At 72.0% G+C, this 19417-nt stretch carries 17 protein-coding genes; 9 read left to right on the top strand and 8 right to left on the bottom strand.

What is annotated here, in order from left to right; translation table 11 throughout:
* Window positions 1–4: 4 nt before the first annotated feature.
* From B2363_RS03910 to nagA, 5 genes are all read right to left on the bottom strand, one after another.
* Window positions 5–1438 (bottom strand): cytochrome ubiquinol oxidase subunit I, encoded by a 1434-nt coding sequence (locus tag B2363_RS03910; RefSeq protein ID WP_286928590.1) that lies wholly within the window; start codon window positions 1436–1438, stop codon window positions 5–7.
* A 119-nt stretch (window positions 1439–1557) separates the two neighbouring features.
* Window positions 1558–1968 carry an acyl-CoA thioesterase gene (locus B2363_RS03905; protein ID WP_286928588.1) on the bottom strand — a complete coding sequence of 137 codons (411 nt, stop codon included), beginning with the start codon at window positions 1966–1968 and terminating at the stop codon, window positions 1558–1560.
* Window positions 1965–5495, bottom strand: a complete 3531-nt coding sequence (gene smc / locus B2363_RS03900; protein ID WP_286928587.1) for a chromosome segregation protein SMC — start codon at window positions 5493–5495, stop codon at window positions 1965–1967. The genes B2363_RS03905 and smc overlap by 4 nt, the downstream gene beginning before the upstream one ends.
* A 53-nt stretch (window positions 5496–5548) precedes the next feature.
* Complete coding sequence (locus tag B2363_RS03895) at window positions 5549–5749, bottom strand: hypothetical protein (RefSeq protein ID WP_181755893.1); 201 nt, start codon at window positions 5747–5749, stop codon at window positions 5549–5551.
* A gap of 82 nt (window positions 5750–5831) precedes the next feature.
* Window positions 5832–6980 (bottom strand): N-acetylglucosamine-6-phosphate deacetylase, encoded by a 1149-nt coding sequence (gene nagA, locus B2363_RS03890; protein WP_286928586.1) that lies wholly within the window; start codon window positions 6978–6980, stop codon window positions 5832–5834.
* Between the two features lie 47 nt (window positions 6981–7027).
* Here nagA and B2363_RS03885 point away from each other — a divergent pair, with 47 nt between their 5' ends.
* On the top strand, window positions 7028–7534 hold the full coding sequence (locus B2363_RS03885; RefSeq protein WP_286928585.1) for a PH domain-containing protein: 507 nt from the start codon (window positions 7028–7030) through the stop codon (window positions 7532–7534).
* Complete coding sequence (locus B2363_RS03880) at window positions 7518–8828, top strand: PH domain-containing protein (protein ID WP_286928583.1); 1311 nt, start codon at window positions 7518–7520, stop codon at window positions 8826–8828. The genes B2363_RS03885 and B2363_RS03880 overlap by 17 nt, the downstream gene beginning before the upstream one ends.
* Here B2363_RS03880 and dusB read toward each other — a convergent pair.
* From dusB to B2363_RS03865, 3 genes are read right to left on the bottom strand one after another with little or no spacing between them, the layout of a single operon-like run.
* The gene (gene dusB / locus B2363_RS03875; RefSeq protein WP_286928581.1) at window positions 8815–9951 is read right to left on the bottom strand and encodes a tRNA dihydrouridine synthase DusB; all 1137 of its coding nucleotides are present in this window, start codon (window positions 9949–9951) and stop codon (window positions 8815–8817) included. The two genes, B2363_RS03880 and dusB, sit on opposite strands and share 14 nt — an antisense overlap.
* Window positions 9939–10496 carry a hypothetical protein gene (locus tag B2363_RS03870; RefSeq protein ID WP_286928579.1) on the bottom strand — a complete coding sequence of 186 codons (558 nt, stop codon included), beginning with the start codon at window positions 10494–10496 and terminating at the stop codon, window positions 9939–9941. The genes dusB and B2363_RS03870 overlap by 13 nt, the downstream gene beginning before the upstream one ends.
* Window positions 10497–10498: 2 nt before the next feature.
* Window positions 10499–11884 (bottom strand): glycine--tRNA ligase, encoded by a 1386-nt coding sequence (locus B2363_RS03865; protein WP_286928578.1) that lies wholly within the window; start codon window positions 11882–11884, stop codon window positions 10499–10501.
* A 162-nt stretch (window positions 11885–12046) separates the two neighbouring features.
* Between B2363_RS03865 and B2363_RS03860 the strand changes: the two genes are divergently transcribed.
* The 7 genes from B2363_RS03860 (at window position 12047) to B2363_RS03830 (ending at window position 19382) form a co-directional block, all read left to right on the top strand.
* A complete protein-coding gene (locus tag B2363_RS03860; RefSeq protein WP_286928577.1) occupies window positions 12047–13144 on the top strand; it encodes an ROK family transcriptional regulator in 1098 nt (365 codons plus the stop codon).
* A gap of 53 nt (window positions 13145–13197) precedes the next feature.
* Window positions 13198–14445: an extracellular solute-binding protein gene (locus B2363_RS03855; RefSeq protein WP_286928576.1), complete on the top strand. Its 1248-nt coding sequence runs from the start codon at window positions 13198–13200 to the stop codon at window positions 14443–14445.
* 90 nt (window positions 14446–14535) lie between these two features.
* Window positions 14536–15435: a carbohydrate ABC transporter permease gene (locus B2363_RS03850; protein ID WP_286928575.1), complete on the top strand. Its 900-nt coding sequence runs from the start codon at window positions 14536–14538 to the stop codon at window positions 15433–15435.
* Window positions 15432–16259 (top strand): carbohydrate ABC transporter permease, encoded by an 828-nt coding sequence (locus B2363_RS03845; protein ID WP_286928573.1) that lies wholly within the window; start codon window positions 15432–15434, stop codon window positions 16257–16259. The genes B2363_RS03850 and B2363_RS03845 overlap by 4 nt, the downstream gene beginning before the upstream one ends.
* Window positions 16256–17704 (top strand): glycoside hydrolase family 3 N-terminal domain-containing protein, encoded by a 1449-nt coding sequence (locus tag B2363_RS03840; protein WP_286928571.1) that lies wholly within the window; start codon window positions 16256–16258, stop codon window positions 17702–17704. Before B2363_RS03845 ends, B2363_RS03840 begins: the two co-directional genes overlap by 4 nt.
* Window positions 17701–18624 (top strand): ROK family protein, encoded by a 924-nt coding sequence (locus B2363_RS03835; protein ID WP_286928569.1) that lies wholly within the window; start codon window positions 17701–17703, stop codon window positions 18622–18624. Before B2363_RS03840 ends, B2363_RS03835 begins: the two co-directional genes overlap by 4 nt.
* A complete protein-coding gene (locus tag B2363_RS03830; RefSeq protein ID WP_286928568.1) occupies window positions 18624–19382 on the top strand; it encodes a glucosamine-6-phosphate deaminase in 759 nt (252 codons plus the stop codon). Before B2363_RS03835 ends, B2363_RS03830 begins: the two co-directional genes overlap by 1 nt.
* The last annotated feature ends 35 nt before the right edge of the window (window positions 19383–19417 follow it).

Here is a 19417-nt window from a genome sequence, read left to right as displayed (position 1 = left end):
CTCCTCAGTACGCGAACGCCAGCGGGGCGTCGGAGTCGTCGTCGGGGGCGGAGGGCGGGTTGGCGTCGGGCAGGCCCTTGTCGATGAACCGCAGCAGCAGCTTGACCTCCACCACGGCCAGCGCGCCGTACAGCAGCGCGAAGCCGAGCATCGAGGTCCACACCTGTGCGGCCGAGACCGACGGCGAGACACCCGCCTCGGTGGGCATCAGGCCGAAGACCACCCACGGCTGGCGCCCCATCTCGGTGAAGATCCAGCCGAAGGAGTTCGCGAACAGCGGCATGAGGGGAAGGACCATCGCGGTCCACAGCAGCCAGCGGGTCGTGCGCGCACCGGGCGCCGGCACGCGACCCCGGCGCAGGGCCCACAGGATCCAGGCGCTCGCGGCCATCGCCACGAAGCCGAGGCCCATCATGAGGCGGAAGCTCCAGTAGGTGACGGGGATGTTCGGCGAGAAGGCGGTGATCCCGGAGTCGGCGTACGTCTTGGCGTACTCCTCGTTGAGCGAGTTGATGCCGCGCACCTCACCGTCGAGGCCGCCCGTGGCCAGCTGGGACAGCAGGCAAGGGACCTCGACGCTGAACAGCGGCTTCGAGCCGTCGAGGGTGCCGACCGTGAACAGGGAGAACGGGGCGCACTCGTCGGCGTCCTCGTAGAGCGCCTCCGCGGCCGCCATCTTCATCGGCTGGACCTCGGTCATGACCTTGCCCTGGATGTCGCCGGTGATGACGACACCGAGGCCCGCGATGAGCAGCGTCACGGCACCGAGCTTGGCCGCGCTGCGGAACGCCTCGGCGTCCCGGTCGGGGCGGCGGATGAGGTGCCAGACCGCGACCGCGGCCACGAACCCGCCGCCGACCATGAAGGCCGCGAACAGGGTGTGCGGCAGCGTGATGAGGGCGACCTTGTTGGTCAGCACCGCCATGAAGTCGTTCAGCTCGGCCCGGCCGCGCTCCTCGTTCATGGTGAAGCCCACGGGATTCTGCATGAAGGAGTTGGCCGCGAGGATGAAGTAGGCCGACAGCGCCGTCCCGATCGCGGCGATCCAGATCGTCATCAGGTGCAGGCCGGGCTTGAGCCGGTCCCAGCCGAAGATCCACAGGCCCAGGAACGTCGACTCCAGGAAGAAGGCCAGCAGGCCCTCGATCGCGAGTGGGGCGCCGAAGATGTCGCCGACGAAGCGGCTGTAGCTGCTCCAGTTCATGCCGAACTGGAACTCCTGCACGATGCCGGTGACGACGCCCATGGCGAAGTTGATGAGGAAGAGCTTGCCGAACATCCGGGTCAGGCGGAGCCACTTCTCGTTCCCGGTGCGCCACCACGCCGTCTGCATGATCGCCACCAGGAACGCCATGCTGATCGTCATCGGCACGAACAGGAAGTGGTAGACGGTCGTGATGCCGAACTGCCACCGGGCGAGCTCGAGTGCTGAGTCCACACTGGTCCTTCCGACGGTGGATCACGCCGTTGTGATCCACCCGCGAGCGTAGGTCGCGGCAGGGTCAGGAAGGTGCGGTCGAGCACTCGACGTGGCGGACATCACCCGCCTCGTCCGTCTCAGACCGCGAGGGGCTCCAGCACCGTGCGGATGATGTCAGGAATCGGGGTGACCTTGCGGTCCTCCCCCGTCACGTACACGTGCACGAAGCGGCCGATCGCGGCCGGCTCGGGGTCGTCGCCCTGGTACAGGCTGATCTCGTAGACGACGCTGGAGGTGCCCAGCTTCGTGACCGTCAGGCCCGCCACGACGTCGAGCGGGAACTTGAGCTCGCGCAGGAAGCGGCAGGAGGACTCCGCGACGATGCCGTAGGCCGGCAGCCGGCGGATGTCGGTGCCGGTCTCGCGGATGAGGTAGCCGTTCACGGCCGTGTCGAAGTAGGAGTAGTACTTCACGTTGTTGACGTGGCCGTAGACGTCCTCGTCCTCCCACCGGGTGGTGATCGTGAACATCGCTCCGGGACGGCTCATGCCGACTCCTCCTCGCGCAGGCGCTGGCTGATCACGGCCGAGACGCCGTCGCCGCGCATCGTGACGCCGTACAGCGCGTCGCAGACCTCCATCGTGCGCTTCTGGTGCGTGATCACGATGAGCTGGGAGTTGGCGCGCAGCTCCTCGTAGATCTCCAGCAGGCGGCCGAGGTTCGTGTCGTCGAGCGCCGCCTCGACCTCGTCGAGGATGTAGAACGGGCTGGGGCGCGCCTTGAACAGCGCGACCAGGAACGCGACGGCCACCAGTGAGCGCTCGCCACCCGACAGCAGCGACAGCCGCTTGACCTTCTTGCCCGGGGGCCGGGCCTCCACGTCGATGCCGGTCGAGAGCATGTCCGACGGATCGGTGAGGATCAGCCGGCCCTCGCCGCCGGGGAACAGGCGGGAGAACACGTCGTTGAACTCGCGCTCGACGTCGGCCCAGGCCTCGGTGAACACCTGCTCGACCTTGGCGTCCACGTCGGCGACGATCTCGAGCAGGTCCTCGCGGGTCTTGCGCAGGTCGTCCAGCTGCTCGGAGAGGAACTGGTGACGCTCCTCCAGCGCGGAGAACTCCTCCAGGGCGAGCGGGTTGACCTTGCCGAGCATCGCCAGCTCGCGCTCGGCGGTCTTGAGGCGCTTGGCCTGCTCGCTGCGGTCGAACGGGATCGGCTCACCCTCGCCATCGATCGGCAGCACCATCTGGTCGGGGCCGTACTCGGCCACCAGCGTGTCGGCCTCGACGCCGAGCTCCTCCAAAGCGCGCTCCTGCAGGGACTCCAGACGCAGCCGCAGCTGCGCGCGCGCCATCTCGTCCTTGTGCACCGAGTCGGTCAGGCCCTCGAGGTCGGACGACAGGCCACGGACGGTGGAGCGGGCCTCCTTCAGCCGCTGCTCGCGCTCGGACCGCGCGTGCTCGATCTCCACCCGGGTGCGGGTGGCGTCGGCGTACGACTGCTCGAGATGCTGCAGCGCGGTCTCGGCGGCCTGGAGGACGGCGGTGGCCGTCTCGGCCTCACGGCGGCGGCGCTCAGCGCGAATCCGGGCGCGCTCGCGGGCCTCACGCTCGGCCTCCGCGGCCTCGAGCAGCGACGCGACCTGGGCACCGAGGGCCTTGGCGCGCTCCTCGGCCGTGCGCAGCGCGAGCCGGCCGTCGGTCTCGGCCCGGCGGGCGGCCGAGGCAGCCTCGGCGAGCCGCTCCAGCTCGGCGGTGTCGGGTTCGACGTCCGGCGCGTCCTCCGCGGCCGTGAGCCGCTCCTCCAGCTCGGACAGACCGGCGACGTCGCGGTCGCGGGCCTCCTCGGCGGCGGCGATCGCGGTCTGGAGGCGCTCCGCCTCGGCGGCCGCGGACCTGCTGGTGGTGCCCAGCTGGGCCAGCTTCTCCGCGACGGCGGACATCGACGCGTCCGACTCGTGCAGGCGGGCCAGCGCGGCGTCGACCCGGTCGTTCGCGGCCTCGGCAGCGGTGGTCGCGCGCTCGGTCTCGAAGCGCAGGGCCTCCAGCTCGTGCCCGGTGCGCTCGATGGTCTCGGCGGCCTCGTCGATCGCCGCGGTGACCTCGATCAGGCTGGGCGAGCTGGTTGAGCCGCCCTCGGCGAAATGAGCTCCGATGCGGTCGCCGTCGGCGGTGACGGCCGTGACGTCGGGCAGGTCGGCGACGAGCCGCTTCGCCGCCGCGAGCGTCTCGACGACCGCGACCTTGTGCAGCAGGCGGCGCAGCGAGCCGCGCAGCTCGGCGGGCGCCTCGACGAGCGACTCGGCGTAGACGGCGCCACCGGGCAGTGCGGGCCAGTCGTCGGTGGACACCTGGCCCGAGCCGAGCAGCAGCCCCGCGCGGCCGAGGTCCTCCTCGCGCAGCAGGTGAAGCGCGTCGATCGCGCTGTCGACCCGGTCGACGGCCACGGCGTCGGCGGCGGAGCCGAGGGCGGCGCCGACGGCGGCCTCGTGGCCCCCGCGGACGGTGATCAGGGCGGCGACGGAGCCGAGTACGCCGTTGAGCCGGTCGGAGGCCGCGAGCAGCGCGCCCGAGCCGTCCTTGCGGTTCAGGCCCAGCTCGAGGGCCTCCTTGCGCGCCGTGGCCGTGGCCAGGCGGCGCTCCAGCTCGTCGCGCTTCGACGTGAGCTCGGTGACGGCGGCCTCGGCGGTGGCCAGGGCCGCCTCGGCGCCCTCCAGCTCCTCGTCGAGGCCGGACTCCCCGGCGCTCAGTCCGGCGATCGTGCTCTCGAGCGCGCTGAACTCGTGCTGCGACTCCTCGGCGCGCTGCCGGGCCTCGGCGCGGGCGGCCGTCAGGCGGCCGATCTCCTCGCCCGCGGCGGCGGCGCGGCTCTTGAGCCCGTTGACCTGGCCGTGCAGTCGGGCCAGTCCCTCGCGGCGGTCGGCGGCGGCGCGCAGCAGTCCGGCGATCCGGCGCTCCTCGGTGGAATAGGCCTCCTCGGCCTCGCCCCGTACGGCGATGGCTGCCTGGAGAGCCTCCGCGGCCGTGGCGACGTCGGCCTCGAGCTCGATGAGTCGCTCCTGGGCCCGCCGGGCGTCGGCCTCCAGCTCCTCGGGGTCGCGTCCGTCGACACGGTCGGACGAGGCGTCGGCGGCGAGCCGGATCCGGTCGCGGGCGACGTTGGCCGTGCCGTGGAACCGCTCGCGCAGGCTGCCGAGGGCGTAGACCGTCTCCTGGGCACGGGCGAGCAGCGGCGCGTCGGTGGCGAGGGCCTGCTCGAGCTCGACCTCGATGCGCCGGGCCTCGGCGAGGGCCTTCTCGACCTCCTCGCGACGGGCGCGCAGCGCGTGCTCGTCGGCCAGCTCGGTCTCGATCGTGGTGCGCGCGGCGACGATGTCGTCGGCGAGCAGTCGGGCGCGCGCGTCGCGGACGGTGGCCTGGATCCCGGCGGCCCGGCGGGCGACCTCGGCCTGGCGGCCCAGCGGCTTGAGCTGGCGGCGCAGCTCGGTGAGCACGTCGTTCAGCCGGGTCAGGTTGTCCTGCGTGGCGTCGAGCTTGCGGAGCGCCTTCTCCTTGCGCTTGCGGTGCTTCAGGACGCCCGCGGCCTCCTCCACGAAGCCGCGACGCTCCTCGGGGGTGGCGCGCAGCACCGAGTCGAGCTGGCCCTGACCGACGATGACGTGCATCTCGCGGCCGATGCCGGAGTCGCTCAGCAGCTCCTGGACGTCGAGCAGGCGGCACGTGTTGCCGTTGATCGCGTACTCGGAGCCGCCGCTGCGGAACATCGTGCGGCTGATCGTGACCTCGGCGTACTCGATCGGCAGGGCGCCGTCGGAGTTGTCGATCGTCAGCACGACCTCGGCGCGGCCGAGGGGCGCGCGGCCGGCGGTGCCGGCGAAGATCACGTCCTCCATCTTGCCGCCACGCAGCGTCTTCGCGCCCTGCTCGCCCATCACCCACGACAAGGCGTCGACGACATTGGACTTGCCGGAGCCGTTGGGGCCGACGACAGCCGTGATGCCGGGTTCGAGGGCCAGCGTCGTGGACGACGCGAAGGACTTGAATCCCCGCAGCGTGAGGGTCTTCAGATACACGACGTCAGCCTAGTGCCTGCGATGTCGGCCATCGCAGGGGAAACGCCGCAGGATCAGCGTGCAGCGGATTCGAGCAGCTCGGCGAGGTCGCCGTCGTGGGCGGTCTCGGCGAGGCGCGCGAGGAGGCCGTCGTTCTCGGCCTTCAGTCGCAGCACCTCGTTCTCGAGGTCGCCGATCCGGCGGCGCAGGACCGCGACCTCGTGAGCGTGCTCAGGGGACGGGCCACCGACGTAGCCGTACAGCGCTTTGGCCATGTTCATCCTTGTTCAGGAGAGGTGGAGGGTAGGCAGCCGCGAAGGCTGCGTCTACCAGTGTCCCACCGGGTCGGGCGCCCGGTCAACCGGGGCTTCGGCCCGCGATCCACGTGTGCGTGACCCGCAGCTCGGCGGCGTCCAGCACGACGAGATCGGCGGGGGTCCCGGGCGCGAGCGTGCCCAGCTCGGGCGCGCCCAGGGCGACGGCGGGCACGGTGCTGGCCGCCCGGATCGCCGTGGCGACGTCGACCCCGGCGGCCCGGACCACGTGGGCGATGCACGCGTCGAGGCGCACCGCGGCGCCGGCGATCGTGCCGTCCTCCCGGCGCGCGGGCTGGTCCTCCTCGATGACGACCGCGGCACCACCGAGCTCGTACCGGCCCGGCGGCATCCCGAACGTCGACAGGTCGTCGGTGACGAGCATGATGCGGCCCGCGGCGCTGGCGAACGCGACCCGCAGGGCGATCGGGTCGACGTGGTGCAGGTCCGCGATCAGGCCGGGGGTCAGACGGGAGTCGGTCAGCGCGACGCCGACCACGCCACCGTCGCGGTGCCCGAGACCGCGCTGGGCGTTGTAGAGGTGGGTCACGAGGGTCGCGCCGGCGTCGACCGCGCGGGTGACGGTGGCGTCGTCGGCGTCGCTGTGGCCGATGCTGACCCGGACCCCGGCACGCACGAGCCGCTCGATCGCCTCGATGGCGCCGGCCCGCTCGGGGGCCAGCGTCACGTAGCCCAGGTCTTCTCCCCCGGCCTCGATCAGCGCGTCCACGCGCTCGGGCGTGGGGTCGACCAGGAACGCCTCGTCGTGGGCGCCCTTGCAGGCGGCCGAGATGAACGGTCCCTCGACGTGCGCGCCGAGCAGGCGCGTCGCACCGGGGCGGCCGGCGAGCCGCGCCCGCTGGCCCCGGAAGTCGCGCAACTGCTCGACGAGGGACTCGACGGGGGCGGTGATGAAGGTCGGCGCGATCGCCGTGACACCCGTCGTGGCGAGGCCGTCGACGATCCGGTCCCACTCGTCGGGAGTGGCGGCTGCGAAGTCCGCCCCGTAGGCGCCGTTGATCTGGGCGTCGACGAGCCCCGGCGCCAGGATGCCGTCGTGGTGCTCGTCGGCCGCCCGCGGCGGCGCGCCCGTGCCGGAGGCCACGATCATGCCGTCGGCGACCTCGACCCAGCCCGGCTCGAGGTCGACCCGGACGTCGACGACCGCCTCGGCGCTGATCAGGTGTCCCACGAGAGGGGACCGTACACGCTGCGCGGGGCAGCCCTAGGGTGGATCGCATGCGTCAGGACCTGTTCACCAGCCCGGAGGGCGAGTGGACCGCCGTCTCCCCGCAGCTAGCCACAGCCCGCGGACTCATCGGCTCGGCCTTCGGGATCGTGCTCCTGCTCATCTCGGTGGGCCTGTGGATCCCGTTCGACGGCGCGCTCGGCGGATGGGACTGGCTCGTGTGGCTGCCCGCCGGCGGCGGTCTGGCGCTCATCGCGTGGATCTGGTGGTGGGCGCCGCGCAACCGCCGCAGCTGGGGCTACGCCGAGGCCGAGGACGACTTCGTCGTGCGCGGCGGCATCATGTTCCGCCGCCTCGTGGTCGTGCCCTACGGCCGGATGCAGTTCGTCGACGTGCAGTCGGGCCCGGTGGCCCGCGCGTTCGGGTTCGCCACCGTCACGCTGCACACCGCCTCCACCGCCACGGCGGCCGAGATCCCCGGCGTCCCCCTCGACGAGGCCACGCGCCTGCGCAACCGGCTGACCGACCTCGGTGAGGGTCATGGCGCCGGCGTCTGAGGCCCACCGCACCCACCCCCTGACCGCGCTCCTGCAGGGCCTGATCTGGGGAGCCGGCGTCGCGGTGGCGTTCGCCTGGCAGGCCCTCGACTTCAGCGACCCCGAGTGGTGGACCCTCGCGTCCCTGCCGGCGGGCTTCGTCCTCGGCGCGGTGGCGGGCTGGGTGAGCTGGCTCTTCACCCGCTACGTGATCGACGACCAGGAGGTCCGGGTCGAGAAGGGCGTGCTGTTCAAGTCCTCGCGCCGGATCCCGTTCGAGCGGTTGCAGTCCGTGGACATCAACGAGCCGCTCATCGCCCGCGTGGTCGGACTCTCCGAGCTGACGATCGAGATGGCCGGCGGCTCCGACTCCCGCACGCGACTGCGCTTCCTGACGCTGGCCGAGTCGCGGCGCCTGCGCCGCCTCCTGCTCGAGCGCGCCCACGGGACGCCGCAGGACCCCGAGGGCGAGGGCGAGCTCGCGGTGCAGGAGCAGCGCCAGGTGCTGCACGTCGTGCCGCCGGACCGCATCATCATCGGCACGCTGCTCTCGCTGGACTTCGTCGCCACGGTGCTCGCCGCGCTGGGATCGATCGGCTTCGCCCTCTTCACCGAGACCGGCTGGGCCCTGCTGGCCATCCTCATCCCGGCCCTGTGGGGCATCGGCCAGATGATCACCAACCGGATCTTCGCCCAGTGGGACTTCACCCTGTCCCGCGGTCCTCGCGGCCTGCGCATCGAGCGCGGCCTGCTGAGCCGCAGCTCGCAGACGATCCCCTACGACCGCGTGCAGGGCATCGCCGTCGTGGAGCCGATCGTCTGGCGCCGCTACCGCTGGTCGCGCCTCGACGTGGACGTCGCCGGCTACGGCGCCGTCTCGGACGACAGCGGGGGCGTCTCCTCCACGACCCTGCTCCCGATCGCCGACCTCGACCTCGCCCAGCGGATCGTCGACGAGCTGATCCCCGATCCCGATCGGGGCACCGGCGCCCGCGTGCGTCCCACGAGCCGCTCGCGGCTCTTCGCGCCGGTCGGCTGGAGGTACCGCTGGCTGGAGTCCACCGCGCACACGGTGACCACGGCGACGGGCTGGATCACGCGCAGCCGCTCGATCGTGCCGCACCACAAGGTCCAGTCGGTGGAGTTCTCGCAGGGGCCGCTGCAGCGCCGCCTGGGCGTCGCCTCGGTGCACGTGCACACGCCCGACGGGCCGGTCTCGGCCCAGGCAGCGCACCTCGACGCGGAGGTCGCCCGCCGGGTGTCGTTCGACGAGGTCGAGCTGGCGCGCGAGGCGCGCCGGGTCAGCCGCCGCTGATCGCGTCCTCGGCCGCCGCGTCCATGGCGCCCGACATCTCACGCGAGTCGAGCCAGCCCTCGGGCAGCACGACCTTGCGCGGGGAGCCCTGGCGGCCGCGCGGCACGCCCAGCTCGCTCACCGGGAACGGGACATCGGGGTCGAGGTCGCTGAGCAGCTCGTCCAGCGCCCGGTAGGAGCTGACGTGCCCGAGCCGGTCCCGCACGCTGGAGCCGGCGGGGAAGCCCTTGAGGTACCACGCGACGTGCTTCCGGAACTCCACGCAGCCGCGTTCCTCGCCCAGCCACTCCCCCAGCAGCTCGGCGTGGCGGCGCATGACGGCCATGACCTCGCCGAGGTTCGGCAGGGTGGCGACGGTGCGGCCGTCGAAGGCGGCCGCGAGGTCGCGGAAGAGCCACGGCCGCCCGAGGCAGCCGCGGCCGACGACGACGCCGTCGCAGCCGGTCTGCTCGACCATCGCGAGCGCGTCGGAGGCCTCCCAGATGTCGCCGTTGCCGAGCACCGGGATGTCGACCGCGGCCTTGAGCTCGCCGATCGAGTCCCAGTCGGCGCGCCCGCTGTAGTGCTGCGCGGCGGTGCGGCCGTGCAGCGCGATCGCGGCACAGCCGGTGTCCTGGGCGATGCGGCCGGCGTCGAGGTAGGTCAGGTGGTCCTCGTCGATGCCCCTGCGCGTCTTCATCGTGACCGGCACGCCGTACGGCTCCGCGGCGCTCACGGCCGCGGTGAGGATCTGGCCCAGCAGCGTGGCCTTCCACGGCAGCGCCGAGCCGCCGCCCTTGCGGGTCACCTTGGGCACGGGGCAACCGAAGTTGAGGTCGACGTGGTCGACTCCGTGGTCGGCGCACAGGATCTCCACGGCGCGGCTCACGGTGTCGGGATCGATGCCGTACAGCTGCACCGAGCGGACCTGCTCGCCCTCGGCGAACGTCAGCATCGACATGCTCGTGGCGTCGCCCTCGACGAGGCCGCGGGTGGTGATCATCTCGCACACGTAGAGCCCGGCGCCCTGCTCGGCGCACAGGCGCCGGAACGCCACGTTCGTGACGCCGGCCATCGGGGCGAGGACGACCGGCACGTCGACGTGGACGCGCCCGAGGTCGAGGCCCCGCGTCAGGGTCGCCATCGGACCGCCGTGGTGACGCCGCCGGGCTGGAAGTCGACCGACTCGACCGCCGTGCCCCGCGGGACGAAGTAGAGCAGGCAGCCCTTGGCCGTCTGACCGGCCGCGAAGGAGGCACCGACCTTGGGCGCGCGGCACGCGGTGAGCCCGGCCGGCGTGGCCGTCGGCGGCACGAGGACGTCGCCCGCGAGGTGCAGCCACCACGGCACGCCCTCGGGGAACTCCGCCGCGGCCGGACCGCGGTTCCCCATCACGACGCGCACGTAGTACGGCTGCATGCCCTCGGGCACCGTGAACAGCGACAGGTCGCGGCGCGGCGCCTTGTCGATCCGGGCGACGCCGAGCGTCATCGCAGTGCCGGCCTCGTCGTCGGCCGACGGGTAGGCCACGGCCAGCGACTCGCCGACGTTCCTCTCGGTGCCCGGATCGGACAGGCTCAGGCCCGCCGGCACCTCGAAGCCCGGCTCGGGCGCTGACGACTCCTGGGCGTCACCGCTCGAGCACGCGGCCAGCGCGAGCAGCAGGAGCGCTGCGGCGAGGGCGCGCACGCTCAGCAACCGATGAGGCGCGACGCGAGGTACCCGCTGACCTGGCTCAGGCCGATGCGCTCCTGCGACATCGAGTCGCGCTCCCGGATCGTGACCGCGTCGTCCTCGAGGGTGTCGAAGTCGACCGTGATGCAGAACGGCGTGCCGATCTCGTCCTGACGGCGGTAGCGCTTGCCGATCGCCTGGGCGTCGTCGAAGTCGACGTTCCAGTTCTGGCGCAGCTCGGCGGCGAGGTCGCGCGCCTTGGGCGAGAGGGCCTCGTTGCGCGACAGCGGCAGGACCGCGGCCTTGACCGGCGAGAGTCGCGGGTCCAGGCGCAGCACGGTGCGCTTGTCCACGCCGCCCTTGGCGTTGGGCGCCTCGTCCTCGGTGTAGGCGTCCACGAGGAACGCCATCAGCGAGCGGTTCACGCCGGCTGCCGGCTCGATGACGTACGGGGTCCAGCGCTCGTTGTTGGCCTGGTCGAAGTACGACAGGTCACGGCCCGAGTGCTCGGCGTGCGTCGACAGGTCGAAGTCGGTGCGGTTCGCGACGCCCTCGAGCTCACCGAACTCCGAGCCCGCGAAGCCGAAGCGGTACTCGATGTCGACGGTGCGCTTGGAGTAGTGCGAGAGCTTCTCGGCCGGGTGCTCGAACAGGCGCAGGTTGTCGGGGTTCACACCGAGGTCGGTGTACCACTTGAGGCGCGTGTCGATCCAGTACTGGTGCCACTCCTCGTCCTCGCCGGGCTTGACGAAGAACTCCATCTCCATCTGCTCGAACTCGCGGGTGCGGAAGATGAAGTTGCCCGGCGTGATCTCGTTGCGGAAGCTCTTGCCGATCTGGCCGATGCCGAACGGGGGCTTCTGGCGCGAGGACGTCATGACCTGGGCGAAGTTCACGAAGATGCCCTGGGCGGTCTCGGGGCGCAGGTAGTGCAGGCCCTCCTCGGACTCGACCGGTCCGAGGAACGTCTTGAGCAGGCCGTTGAACATGCGCGGCTCGGTCCACTGGCCCCGGGTGCCGCAGTTCGCACAGACCAGCGTGGACATCTCGACCGCGTCGGGGTCGTCGAGGCCGTGCTTCTCGGCGTACGCCTCCTGGAGGTGGTCCTGGCGGTAGCGCTTGTGGCACTGCAGGCACTCGACCAGCGGGTCGACGAAGGCGGCGAGGTGGCCCGAGGCCTGCCACACGGGCGTGGGCAGGATCACCGAGGAGTCGAGGCCGACGACGTCGTCGCGGCCCTGCACCATCGAGCGCCACCACTGGCGCTTGACGTTCTCCTTGAGCTCGACGCCGAGCGGCCCGTAGTCCCAGGCGGAGCGGGTGCCGCCGTAGATCTCGCCGCACTGGTAGACGAAGCCGCGGCGCTTGCAGAGGCTGATGACGGTGTCGATGACTGAGGCCATGGAGGAAATCCTGTCCGGCTGGATGTCGGCGGGCCGTTGCGCGTCGTCGTGACAACGCGCGCCCGAGGTCAGCGATCCACGATACCCCCGGCCTCAGGGCGGTCCGTGATCAGTTCCCCCGAATGCCTTGACGGGCTTTAGTTAGTTTGGTTTATTAACTCCGTGACCTCGACCACAGTGACCCGCCGTGCGGTGGGCAAGGTGCGCCCGGCCGACACTCGTCGGCACCACCGCACCCTGCTGCTGCAGCACCTCATGGACCACGGCCCGACGACCCGCGCAGACCTCGCCCGCGAGACTGGCCTGACCCGCGTGACGGTGTCGGACCTGGTCGCCGAGATGCTCCAGGAGTCGCTGGTCGACGACATCGGCGCCCGCCCCGGCACCCACCTGGGCAAGCCCGCGACGCTCGTGGCCATCTCGAAGGACGCGCCGGTCATCGTCGCGGTCGACCTGTCCGACGACTCGGGCTTCGACGGCGCCGTCGTCGACCTGCACGGTCAGGTCCTCCTGCGCGAGCAGGCCCCGTTCACCCGGGGCGCCGACGCCGTGGACGACCTGTCCACGCTCGTCGCCCGCCTCGTCGAGAGAGCCCCCCGCCGCGTGCTCGGCATCGGCGTCGGCACGCCCGGCATCATCGACGACGCGGGCGTCGTCCTGCAGGCGCCGAACCTGGCCTGGGACGACGTCCCCCTCGCCGCCACCCTGGCCGAGCGCCACGAGCTGCCGGTGTGTGTCGGCAACGACGCCAACATCGCGGCGGTCGCCGAGGGCGCCTTCGGCGACGGCGACGACGCCGGCCTGCTGATGGTCACGATCGGCCAGGGCGTCGGCGGTGGCATCCTCGTCGACGGCCACCCGGTGGCCGGTCCCCTGCGCTCGGCCGGCGAGATCGGCCACATCGTCGTCGATCCCGACGGCGCCGCCTGCGCCTGCGGGAACCGCGGCTGCCTCGAGACCCTGCTCAGCGCGCCGGCCCTGCGGGCCGCCGGATCCGACGAGGCCCGCCGCCACGTCGGCGACCTCCTCGGATCGGTCCTGACGCCGATCGTGACCACCCTCGGCATCGCCGACGTCGTCCTGCACGGACCGACCGAACTGCTCGACGGCCCCGTGCTGGAGGCAGCACGCGCCGCCGTCGCCCGCCAGAGTCTCCCCTTCGTCGCCCAGCGCATCAGGATCCGCCTGGTCGCCCACGACGAGCTCGTCCTGACCGGGGCGGCGGCGCTGGTGCGCCATCGCGAGCTGGGAGTCGTGTGAGGTGCGCCGCGCCGAACACTCCACCACCACACATCATGCAGGAGAGGCACATCATGAAGCTCCGTAAGTTCGTGGCGAGCGCGGCCGTGGCCGGGATCGCCCTGAGCGTCCTGGCCGCGTGCGGGGGCGACGACGACTCGTCGTCCGACGCCGGGTCCGACACCATCACCCTGTGGCTCGCGGGCAAGGAGGACACCCCGACCGAGGCCAGCGACTGGCTGACCAAGGAGTTCGCCGCCCAGAACGACGGCAAGACCCTCAAGATCGAGCGCATCGACTGGGGCGAGCTGCTGACCCGCCTGAACACCTCGCTGCCGAGCGACGAGTCGCCCGACGTCGTGGAGATCGGCAACACCCAGGCCGCCTCGTTCACCAGCATCGGCGCCTTCTCCGACCTGACCGACAAGGCCGACGAGCTGGGCGCGATGGGCCCCGAGTCGTTCGTCGAGGCCGGCACGTGGGAGGACAAGCTCTACGCGGTGCCGTACTACTGGGGCTCGCGCTACGTCTTCTACAGCAAGAAGGCCCTGAAGGACGCCGGCCTGGAGCCCCCGAAGACCCTCGAGGACTTCAGCGCCGCGGCGACGCAGCTGAAGGCCGACGGCGGCGACAAGTACAGCGGCTTCTGGCTGCCCGGTCAGGACTGGCGCAACGGCATCAGCTGGATCTTCGCGCACGGTGGCGACATCGCCGTCCAGGAGGGCGACGCGTGGGTGGGCAAGCTGTCGAGCCCCGAGTCGATCCAGGGTCTCGAGCAGTGGCAGCAGCTGGCCGAGAAGGCCACCACCGCCCCGAAGGACGGCAAGGACGAGGAGGCGTGGACCCCGTTCAACAACGGCGAGGCCGCGATGTTCATGGCGCCGAGCTGGGCCCGCTGGTCGGTCGCCGAGGACAAGGCCGAGGATCTCGGCGGCTTCGCGCTGCCGGGTGTCGACGGCGAGGCCGCGCCGGTCTTCGCCGGCGGCTCGAACCTCGCCGTGTCGGCCAAGTCGAAGAACCAGGACCTGGCCTTCGAGGTGCTCAAGCTGATCTACAGCGACGACTACCAGCAGCTGCTCGCCAAGAACGGCCTCGGCCCGGCCAACGACGAGTTCACGTCGCTCATGGGCGACGACGAGTTCGCCACGGCGGCCATCACCGCAGCCGGCAACTCCAAGCTCACCCCGACCTCGCCGAACTGGGCCGCGGTCGAGACGTCGAGCGTCATGGAGGAGTTCTTCGGTGCCATCGCGAACGGCGAGGACGTCGCCACCGTCGCGAAGGCCACCGACGCCAAGCTCGAGGCCGAGCTCAACAAGTGACCCGCTCGCGGTGAGGAACCCGGTGGGGCCCGGTCGTGAGGCCGGGCCCCGCCGCCTGCCGGGAGCACACTGCCCAGGGAAGGAGGAACGATGAGCACGCAGACGGCCGCCCGCAGGTTCGGGCCCTACGCCCTGCTGACGCCGGCGGTGGTGATCCTCGGGATCGCCATGGGGTATCCCCTGGTGCGCCAGGTCGTGATGTCGTTCCAGGAGTACGGCCGGGCCCAGCAGTTCGGCCAGGCGGCACCCTTCGTCGGCCTGGAGAACTACACGCAGCTGTTCACCGATCCCCAGATGTGGGCGGTCGTCGGCCGGTCGCTCGCGTTCTGCGCCGTCAACGTGATCGTGACGATGGCCATCGGGATCTCGCTGGCGGTGCTGCTGAAGCACGTGTCGCGCGGGCCCCGGCTGACGCTGCAGATCGCGATGCTGCTCGCGTGGGCCATGCCGGTGATCGCCGCGATGACCTCGTGGCAGTGGCTCTTCGACACCCGCTACGGCGTCATCAACTGGACGCTGGTCCGCCTGGGGTTCGAGTCCTTCGACGGCCACAACTGGCTGACGAACCCCTGGTCCTTCTACTTCGTGGCCACCGTGATCGTCGTGTGGATGAGCGTGCCGTTCGTCATGTTCACGATCTATGCGGCGCTGACCCAGGTGTCCGAGGACGCCCTCGAGGCCGGCGAGCTCGACGGCGCGAACGCCTGGCAGCGGTTCCGGCACATCGTCTACCCGACGATCCGCCCCGTCCTGACGATCACGCTGCTGCTGCAGGTCGTGTGGGACCTGCGGGTGTTCGCCCAGATCTACTACCTGCAGGGCGTCGGAGGCACTCCGAGCAAGACGCACCTGCTCGGCACGTACATCTACACGCTCGGCATCGGCCAGAGCGACTACGGCATGGCGTCCGCGCTGGCGATGTTCGTGCTCGTGCTGACCCTCGTCCTCACCGCGGGCTACGTCCGCGCGCTGCTGAAGGAGTCGCGATGACGCGCACGACGACCCGCCGCCTGTGGGGTGCCCTGGCCGTCGTGGTCGCGGTCCTGTGGATGTTCCCGGTCTACTGGATCCTCAACAGCGCGTTCCAGCCCGCCGACCGGCTGCGCTCCCCCGAGCCGGCCTGGTTCCCCCGCGACCTCACGGGCTCGGGCTTCGCGCGGGTCTTCGACGACGCCTTCGTCGACTCGTTCAAGCTCAGCATCACCGTGACGATGATCGCCGTGATCTGCGCCGGCCTGTGCGCCTTCCTGGGGGCCGTGGCGATCTCGCGCTTCCGCTTCCGCGGGCGCGCCCAGTTCGTCCTCGTCGTCCTGGCGATCCAGATGATCCCACCGGAGGCCCTCTTCATCAGCCAGTACAAGATGCTGGGCGACGCCGGCCTCTACAACACGATCGGCGGCCTGGGTCTGCTCTACATCGCGATGATCCTGCCCTTCACCATCTGGATGCTGCGCGGCTTCGCCGACGGCGTGCCGATCGACCTGGAGGAGGCCGCGATGGTGGACGGCTGCAGCCGCACCCGCGCCTTCTTCACGATCACGTTCCCCCTGCTGGCACCCGGCCTGGTGGCCGCCAGCGTCTACGGGTTCCTCCAGGCGTGGAACGAGTTCACCCTCGCGGTCGTCGTCATGGACCCGTCGAACCGCACGCTGCCGCTGTGGCTGCGCGGCCTGTCCGACGTGTCCAACGAGGCGATCGACTGGCCCGGCGTCATGGCCGGCGCGACGATGGTGGCCGTTCCGGTGATCGTGTTCTTCATGATCGTCCAGGGCCGGATGACCTCCGGCCTCGTCTCGGGGGCGGTGAAGGGATGACCGACGACTCGGTGCGCGCCGACGCGCACGGCGTGATGCTGGCCGCGTTCCACGGCCCGCGGGTTCCCTCGTGGTTGGCTGAGGCGTTCGCCGACGGTCTGGCCGGGATCTGCCTCTACGGCGACAACCTGCCCGCGGACGGCGACGTCCGCCCCGTCGCCCGAGCCGTCGCGGCGCTGGACCCCACCCGGATCCTCGCCCTCGACGAGGAGGGTGGCGACGTGACCCGCCTCCACATGGCGACGGGCAGCCCTCACCCGGGCAACGCCGCGCTCGGCGTCGTCGACGACGTTGCGCTGACCCGCACGATCGCGGCCGGCATCGGTGCCGAGCTGCGTGAGGCCGGGGTGTGGCTGGACCTGGCGCCGTGCGCCGACGCCAACAGCAACGCCGCCAATCCCGTCATCGGCACCCGCAGCTTCGGCGCCGACCCGGCGCTCGTGGCCCGCCACGTCGCCGCCTTCGTCGAGGGACTCGCCTCGGCGGGCGTCGCCGCGAGCGTGAAGCACTTCCCCGGGCACGGCGACACGAGCGCCGACTCGCACCTGGAGCTCCCCCGCGTCGACGCCTCCGCCGCAGTCCTGCGCGAGCGCGAGCTGGTGCCGTTCCGGGCCGCGATCGAGGCTCGGGCGGCGTCGATCATGACGTCCCACGTGGTCCTCGCCGCCTTCGATCCCGACCGTCCGGCCACGTTGAGCCGGGCCGTCCTGACCGGCCTGCTGCGTGACGAGCTCGGCTACGACGGCGTGATCGTCAGCGATGCGCTCGACATGGCCGGCGCCAGCGGCACCCTCGGCCTGGGCGGCGCGGCCGTCGCGTCGCTCGCCGCCGGTGCCGACCTGCTGTGCCTCGGCCCGGAGTCCTCGGCCGGGCCCGGTGCGCTCACCGAGGCCGTGGAGGCGGTCGTCGCGGCAGTCGGGACCGGCACCCTGGAGCGCAGCCGGCTCAGGGAGGCAGCGGCGCGGGTCGAGCGGCTGCGCGCCGACTGGTCGGGTCGCCCCTCGGCCGAGCCGGGAACGATCGAGACCGCCCGGATCGCCTCCGAGAAGGTCGCCGCGGAGGTGGTGGCCCGGCTCGGCGTCACCCCGCTGACGGGACGCGCCACCGTCGTTCGCATCGACACCGGCACCAACCCCGCCGTGGGCTGGACCGACTGGGGCCGCCTCGACGTGGACGCCGACGTCGTCGACCTGACCGCTCGCGATCTGGAGGGCGTCGGGCCGTTCGGGGGCGAGGTCCTCGTGGTCGCACGCCGGGCCGCCGCCCATCCCGAGGTCCGCGCCTGGATCACCGACCAGCTGGACGCCAATCCGCAGGCGCGGCTCGTCGAGCTGGCATGGCCCGATCCGAGGTTGGCGGACCGCTCCGACGTCCTGTGCACGATGGGCTCGTCGGCCGCCCTGCTGACCGCGCTCTCGCGCGCGCTGAGGGGTGACGCCTCGTGACCACCCCGATCCTCGTGGGCCTCGACATCGGCGGTACCTCCGTCAAGGCGATGGCCGTGTCGCCCACCGACCCCACCGGCCTCGCGCTGGCCGAGCTGCGCCGCCGTACCGAGCTCGGCGCCGATGGCATCCGCGACGGCATCACCGCGGCCGTCCACGACCTCGCCGCCGCCGTCGGCCCCGACGCCGACGTCGTCGGCATCGGTGTGGGCATCCCCGGGTTCGTCTCGAAGGGCACCGCGTCCCACGCGGTCAACCTCGGCCTCGGGGCCGAGCCCCTCGACCTGCTGCCGACGCTGAGGGCGCTCACGCCCGGGCCGGTGGGCGTGGAGAACGACGTCAAGACCGCCGCGCTCGGCGCCCGCGGCTGGCTCGCGCAGCACGATCCGGGCGTCGACGACTACGCCCTGCTGAACATCGGCACGGGCCTGGCCGCGGGGATGGTGCTCGGCGGTCGGCTGCGCGCCGGGGCGACCGGTTCGGCCGGCGAGATCGGCCACCTCGTCTTCGACCGCAGCGGCCCGGTGTGCCCGTGCGGGCAGACCGGCTGCCTCGAGCTGTACGCCTCCGGCAGCGGCCTGCGGCGTGGCTGGTCGGGCACCGCACGCCAGCTGTTCGCCGCGGCCGAGGCCGGGGACGAGGCGGCGGCCCGGACCGCGGACGACCTCACGGCCGGGATCGCGCACGCGATCACGCTGCTGGCCTACGGCCCCGACGTCGCGCTGATCCTCGTGACCGGTGGTGTCGTCTCCCGCAACCCCGCCCTGCGTGCCGCGGTGAGCGCCCGCCTGCACCACGACGACCGCGCCCTGGTGGGCCGCGCCGTCCCGGTCGCCGACCGCGTGCGCTGGCTGCCCGATCACATTGCGGTCGGCACGCGCGGTGCCGCGCTGCTGGTCACCGAAGGAGTGATGGGCTGATGGAGGTCGTTGTCACCACGAGCCCGGGCGAGGTCGCCGCGGATGCGATCGCCGGGCACGTGCACCCGGGTGCGGTCCTCGGCCTGGCCACCGGCTCCTCCCCGCTGCCGGTGTACACGTCGCTGCTGCGCCGGCGCGACACCGGCGAGCTCTCGTTCGACGGCGTGCGCGCCTTCACGCTCGACGAGTACCTGGGCCTGCCCCGCTCGCACCCGCAGAGCTACCACTCGGTGATCAGGCGCGACTTCACCGACCGCGCCGGCATCGAGGTCGACGGCCCCGACGGCGAGGCGACGGACGTCCCTGCCGAGGCGGCCCGCTACGAGGCGGCCATCGCCGCCGCGGGCGGCATCGACGTGCAGCTGCTCGGGATCGGCACGGACGGCCACATCGGCTTCAACGAGCCCGGCTCCTCCCTGGCCTCCCGCACCCGGACCAAGACCCTGACCCCGCGCACCCGCGAGGACAACGCCCGCTTCTTCGGCTCGATCGACGAGGTGCCGATCCACGTGCTGACGCAGGGCCTGGGGACGATCCTCGAGGCGCGTCACGTCGTGCTGGTCGCCACCGGTCCGGCCAAGGCGGCCGCGGTGGCCGCCGCGGTCGAGGGGCCGGTGAGCGCGTTCTGCCCCGCCTCGGTGCTCCAGCTGCACCCGCACGTGACGTGCGTCGTGGATCCGGACGCCGCCGCGGACCTGACGTTGATCGACTACTACCGCTTCACCGTGGCCCACAAGCCGGACGGGCAGCCGTGGTGACCGTGACCCCAGCGCCCATGAACCCAGTTGAAGGA

Source organism: Aeromicrobium sp. UBA7512, assembly GCF_002476985.1.
Lineage (GTDB): Bacteria > Actinomycetota > Actinomycetes > Propionibacteriales > Nocardioidaceae > Aeromicrobium > Aeromicrobium phoceense.
The sequence above is the reverse complement of the archived record's forward strand: the minus strand, read 5'-3'. Positions and strand labels throughout refer to the sequence as shown.

Coding starts and splice junctions, on each gene's coding strand:
- B2363_RS03865 (WP_286928578.1), bottom strand. CDS start 11,884: ATGGCCTCAGTCATCGACACCGTCATCAGCCTCTGCAAGCGCCGCGGC.
- B2363_RS03885 (WP_286928585.1), top strand. CDS start 7,028: ATGCGTCAGGACCTGTTCACCAGCCCGGAGGGCGAGTGGACCGCCGTC.
- B2363_RS03845 (WP_286928573.1), top strand. CDS start 15,432: ATGACGCGCACGACGACCCGCCGCCTGTGGGGTGCCCTGGCCGTCGTG.
- dusB (WP_286928581.1), bottom strand. CDS start 9,951: ATGGCGACCCTGACGCGGGGCCTCGACCTCGGGCGCGTCCACGTCGAC.
- B2363_RS03905 (WP_286928588.1), bottom strand. CDS start 1,968: ATGAGCCGTCCCGGAGCGATGTTCACGATCACCACCCGGTGGGAGGAC.
- B2363_RS03880 (WP_286928583.1), top strand. CDS start 7,518: ATGGCGCCGGCGTCTGAGGCCCACCGCACCCACCCCCTGACCGCGCTC.
- B2363_RS03850 (WP_286928575.1), top strand. CDS start 14,536: ATGAGCACGCAGACGGCCGCCCGCAGGTTCGGGCCCTACGCCCTGCTG.
- B2363_RS03840 (WP_286928571.1), top strand. CDS start 16,256: ATGACCGACGACTCGGTGCGCGCCGACGCGCACGGCGTGATGCTGGCC.
- B2363_RS03855 (WP_286928576.1), top strand. CDS start 13,198: ATGAAGCTCCGTAAGTTCGTGGCGAGCGCGGCCGTGGCCGGGATCGCC.
- B2363_RS03895 (WP_181755893.1), bottom strand. CDS start 5,749: ATGGCCAAAGCGCTGTACGGCTACGTCGGTGGCCCGTCCCCTGAGCAC.
- B2363_RS03830 (WP_286928568.1), top strand. CDS start 18,624: ATGGAGGTCGTTGTCACCACGAGCCCGGGCGAGGTCGCCGCGGATGCG.